This window comes from Actinosynnema sp. NPDC023658 (genome assembly GCF_040639995.1).
Classification (GTDB): domain Bacteria; phylum Actinomycetota; class Actinomycetes; order Mycobacteriales; family Pseudonocardiaceae; genus Actinosynnema.
Genome location: NZ_JBFAAX010000482.1, coordinates 1 through 4,474 on the forward strand (window position 1 = coordinate 1; position 4,474 = coordinate 4,474).

The window sequence follows — 4,474 nt, forward strand, 5'->3', positions numbered from 1 at the left end:
ATCGTCGGCCTGGCCACGACCGTGTTCTGCCACCACCACCAGGCGGTGGACGTCCTCGGTGACGGCCTGCGCGTGGTGGCCGGTGCGCCGGACGGGACCGTGGAGGCGGTGGAGCTGCCGGGCTCGCGGTTCGTGCTCGGCGTGCAGTCGCACCCGGAGGCCGACACCGAGGACGACCGCCTGTTCGCCGCGCTCGTCGGCGCCGGTCGTGATCGGGCCGTCAAGGACAGGGCCGTTGAGGACGAGGCCGTTGAGGACAGAGCCGTTGAGGACAGGGCAGCCAGGGACAGGGGAGCGGAGTGACCACGTTCGACGTCATCAACCCGGCCACCGAGGAGGTGGTCCGCTCGGTCCCGCTGACGACGCTGGAGGAGACCGACGCGGCGATCGCCCGCGCGTCGGCGGCGCTGCCCGCGTGGCGCGCGGTCGCACCGGGCGACCGGGCCAGGCTGCTGCGGCGGTTCGCGGATGCGGTCGACGGCGCGCTGGAGGAGCTGGCGGCGCTGGAGGTGCTCAACGCCGGCCACACCATCGGCAACGCGCGGTGGGAGGCCGGGAACGTCCGGGACGTGCTGCACTACTACGCGGCCGCGCCGGAGCGGTTGTTCGGCAGGCAGATCCCCGTGCCCGGCGGGCTGGACGTGACGTTCCACGAGCCGATCGGCGTGGTCGGTGTGATCGTGCCGTGGAACTTCCCGATGCCGATCGCCGCCTGGGGCTTCGCGCCCGCGCTGGCGGCGGGGAACGCGGTGGTGCTCAAGCCCGCCGAGCTGACGCCGTTGACCGCCCTGCGGTTGGCCTCGCTGGCGAGGGAGGCGGGCATTCCCGAGGACGTGTTCCAGGTGCTGCCCGGCGCCGGGCCGGTGGTGGGTCGGCGGTTCGTCACGCACCCCGACGTGCGCAAGGTCGTGTTCACCGGCTCCACCCGGGTCGGCAAGCAGGTCATGGCCGGCTGCGCGGACCAGGTCAAGCGGGTGACGCTGGAGCTGGGCGGCAAGTCGGCCAACGTCGTGTTCGACGACGCCGACCTGGAGCGGGCCGCGGCCACCGCGCCGTACGGCGTGTTCGACAACGCGGGCCAGGACTGCTGCGCGCGGTCCCGGATCCTGGTGCAGGCGTCGGTCTACGACCGGTTCATGGAGCTGCTGGAGCCCGCGGTCAAGGGCGTCGTGGTCGGTGCGCCGGGCGACGAGGGCACCGAGATGGGGCCGTTGATCTCGGCCGCGCACCGGGAGAAGGTCGCCTCCTACGTGCCGGACGACGCGCCGGTGGCGTTCCGCGGGTCGGCTCCGGAGGGTGCCGGTTTCTGGTTCCCCCCGACGGTGCTGGCGCCCGTCTCGCCCGGTGACCGCGCCGCGGTGGAGGAGATCTTCGGGCCGGTGGTGGCCGTGCTGCCGTTCACCGACGAGGAGGACGCGGTGCGGTTGGCCAACGACAGCTCCTTCGGCCTGTCCGGGTCGATCTGGACGCGGGACGTGGGCCGGGCGCTGCGCGTCTCGCGTGCCGTCGAGGCCGGGAACCTGTCGGTGAACTCGCACTCGTCGGTGCGGTACTGGACGCCGTTCGGCGGGTTCAAGCAGTCCGGGCTCGGCCGTGAGCTGGGGCCCGACGCCCTCGACTCGTTCACCGAGACCAAGAACGTCTTCATCGCTCACTGATTGGGAGAGACATGGTTCAGCGACTTGAGGGCCGGGTGGCCGTGGTGACGGGCGGGGGCAGCGGCATCGGCCTCGCCTCGGTGCGGCGGCTGGCGTCCGAGGGCGCCCGGGTCGTCGTCGCCGACGTCGACGCGGAGACCGGCAAGGCGGCGGCCGACGAGGTCGGCGGGCTGTTCGCGCAGGTCGACGTGACCGACGAGGAGCAGGTGTCGGCGCTGTTCCAGACCGCGGTGGACACCTACGGCTCGGTGGACGTCGCCTTCAACAACGCCGGCATCTCGCCGCCCGACGACGACTCCATCCTCACCACGGGCATCGAGGCGTGGGACCGGGTGCAGAAGGTGAACCTGACCTCGGTGTACCTGTGCTGCAAGTACGCGATCCCGCACATGCTGGAGCGCGGGCGCGGCTCGGTGATCAACACCGCGTCGTTCGTGGCGACGATGGGCGCGGCGACGTCCCAGATCTCGTACACGGCGTCCAAGGGCGGGGTGCTGGCCATGAGCCGGGAACTGGGCGTGCAGTTCGCCCGGCAGGGGGTGCGGGTGAACGCCCTGTCGCCCGGACCGGTGAACACGCCGTTGCTGCGCGAGCTGTTCGCGAAGGACCCGGAGCGGGCCGCGCGGCGGCTGGTGCACGTGCCGCTGGGCCGGTTCGCCGAGCCGGAGGAGATCGCGGCCGCCGTCGCGTTCCTGGCCAGCGACGACTCCTCGTTCATCACCGCGTCGAACTTCCTGGTGGACGGCGGTATCGCCGGTGCTTACGTGACACCGCTGTGATGCCGTTGCAGGACGCGTTGTTCCGCCCCGTGCGGGCGGGCAACGCGTTCGAGGAGACCGTGGAGCGGCTCGTGCAGGCCATCCGGCTCGGCGCGGTGGGGCCGGGGGAGCGGCTGCCCGCCGAGCGCGACCTGGCCACCCGGCTGGGCGTCAGCCGGGTGACGTTGCGCGAGGCGATCCGGTCGTTGCAGGACGCCGGGTACGTCGAGTCGCGGCGCGGCCGGTACGGCGGGACGTTCGTCAACGCGCCCGTGCCGGCGCCCACGCCGGACAGCCGGGTCGACCCCGTGGAGCTGTCCGACGCGGTGACCGTGCGGTGGGCGGTCGAGACCGGTGCGGCGGAGTGCGCGGCGGGACGTGCGCTGGGGCCCGTGGAGCGGCGGAACCTGCTGACGCGGCTGACCGAGTGCCGTGACGCGTCCCTGGACGAGTACCGGCGGAAGGACTCGCGGCTGCACCTGGCCATCGCGGAGGCGACCGGCTCGGCGTCGCTCACCGCGGCCGTCGCGGACGCCCGGACGAGGGTCAACGCGCTGCTGGACCGCATCCCGCTGCTACCGCCGAACCTCGGGCACTCGAACGACCAGCACGAGCTGATCGTCACGCACATCCTGGCGGGCGACCCGGACGCCGCGCGGCGGGCGATGGCCGAGCACCTGGACGGCACGACCGTGCTGCTGCGCGGCTTCCTGTCCTGAGTCCCGGCGTGGGGTCCGGGCCGGGCGGCCGGGCGGCCTCAGCGCTCGAAGTCGGGCCCCGGTGCCCGGTCCGGCCCCCTGTCCGGACCCCGGTCGGGTCCTCTGCCGGGCCGGTGGTCCCCGCGCTCGTCGAACCGGGAGTGACCGGGCCGGTCGGCCCCGACCCCGTACCGGGGGTGGTCGCGGTCGGCCAGCGCCACGATCCCGGCACCCAGGACCAGCCCGAGCAGGCCGACGGCGACCAACTGGGTGGCCCGGTGCCTGACAACCCGCCCGAAGGCCGTGCGCCTGCCCGGGGGGTGTGGGTGGGGGTGGGGCACGTCCGCCGCCGGCCGTGCGGGACCGGGAACCTCACCACCCGCGGGTGGTGGGGCGGCGGTCGTTTGTGCAGCAGGGGCCGGCTGCGCTCCACCGATCGGCTGCGCGGCTGCTTCCGACTGGTCGGCACCGGCCGGTGGTGCGGCGGGTATCGGTCGGGTCGGCTGGGCGGCGGCGGGCGGTTCACCGGTGGTTCCGGCGGGCGGTGGGGTGGGAGTCCGGCCCGACGCCGGTTCGGGGCTCGGGTGGGATGGCAGGTGGGGATCGGACATGGCTGGACTCCTGCTCTTCGTGCTGGTGGACGCCATGGTGCGCGCCCTACCTGAACGGATGCTGATCGCGCGCTGTCCGTCCGCTGTGAACGTTGCCGTCAGCATGTGTTGACGACCTGTAGGCGTCAGCATATGTTGACGACATGGCCGCTATAGCCGATCTCGACCAGGCCGCGCACGGCACCGACCCGGACGCCGGCCTGCGCGCCGTGGCCCGCCTGCGCCGCCTGGTGGAGCAGCTGGAAGCCCAGCACGTCGCCGCCGCGCGGCAGGCCGGCTGGTCGTGGCGCGACATCGCCACCCGCCTGGGCGTGACCAAGCAGACCGTCCACCGCAAGCACGGCCGAGAGGACTGACGGTGTTCCGAGGCGATCACCCCGACCTGAACCACACCCTCGGCCGCGCGCTCGACCTGGCCCGTGCCGAGGGCCACCCGCGCACGGGCAGTGAGCACCTGCTGGCCGCCCTGACCACCGCCCCGCCCGCCGGCCCACCCGCCACCGGCCCGTCCACCTCCCGAGTAGTAGCCGAGCTCCTGGCCCGGCACGGCGCGACCACCGCCGCCCTCCGCGACGCCGCGCACCTCGCCGCACCGCTCGGCGCGGGCGGTGCGGCGGATCGGTCCCTCCTGGCTCCGCTCGGCGTCGACCTCGACCGCCTCCTCGGCCCCGGCGGCGGGCCCGTGCTGGACCGTCCCGCCGGTCGGGAACCGCTGCTCCCGCTCGGCGCGGCGAAGGCCCGCGAGCGCT

Annotated in this window: 7 protein-coding genes; 6 read left to right on the top strand and 1 reads right to left on the bottom strand. The window is 74.0% G+C overall.

Features of this window, described 5'->3' with window-relative positions; genetic code table 11:
* The 4 genes from AB0G02_RS29440 to AB0G02_RS29455 form a co-directional block, all read left to right on the top strand.
* On the top strand, positions 1–303 hold a 303-nt coding region (locus AB0G02_RS29440; protein ID WP_360800201.1), incomplete at its 5' end, for a gamma-glutamyl-gamma-aminobutyrate hydrolase family protein.
* Positions 300–1,658, top strand: a complete 1,359-nt coding sequence (locus tag AB0G02_RS29445) for an aldehyde dehydrogenase family protein (RefSeq protein WP_360800204.1) — start codon at positions 300–302, stop codon at positions 1,656–1,658. The genes AB0G02_RS29440 and AB0G02_RS29445, both read left to right, overlap by 4 nt.
* An 11-nt stretch (positions 1,659–1,669) precedes the next feature.
* Entirely contained in the window at positions 1,670–2,437 is a 768-nt protein-coding gene (locus tag AB0G02_RS29450) for a 3-oxoacyl-ACP reductase (protein WP_360800206.1), read from the top strand.
* Positions 2,437–3,135 (top strand): GntR family transcriptional regulator, encoded by a 699-nt coding sequence (locus tag AB0G02_RS29455; RefSeq protein ID WP_360800208.1) that lies wholly within the window; start codon positions 2,437–2,439, stop codon positions 3,133–3,135. The genes AB0G02_RS29450 and AB0G02_RS29455 overlap by 1 nt, the downstream gene beginning before the upstream one ends.
* 38 nt (positions 3,136–3,173) lie before the next feature.
* Here AB0G02_RS29455 and AB0G02_RS29460 read toward each other — a convergent pair whose 3' ends face one another.
* Positions 3,174–3,380 (bottom strand): hypothetical protein, encoded by a 207-nt coding sequence (locus tag AB0G02_RS29460; protein ID WP_360800211.1) that lies wholly within the window; start codon positions 3,378–3,380, stop codon positions 3,174–3,176.
* A 488-nt stretch (positions 3,381–3,868) separates the two neighbouring features.
* On the opposite strand from AB0G02_RS29460, the gene AB0G02_RS29465 reads away from it, so the two are divergent.
* Both AB0G02_RS29465 and AB0G02_RS29470 read left to right on the top strand, forming a co-directional pair.
* Complete coding sequence (locus AB0G02_RS29465) at positions 3,869–4,081, top strand: helix-turn-helix domain-containing protein (RefSeq protein ID WP_360800213.1); 213 nt, start codon at positions 3,869–3,871, stop codon at positions 4,079–4,081.
* 2 nt (positions 4,082–4,083) lie between these two features.
* Positions 4,084–4,474: Clp protease N-terminal domain-containing protein (locus AB0G02_RS29470; protein ID WP_360800215.1), on the top strand; the 391-nt coding region annotated here is incomplete at its 3' end.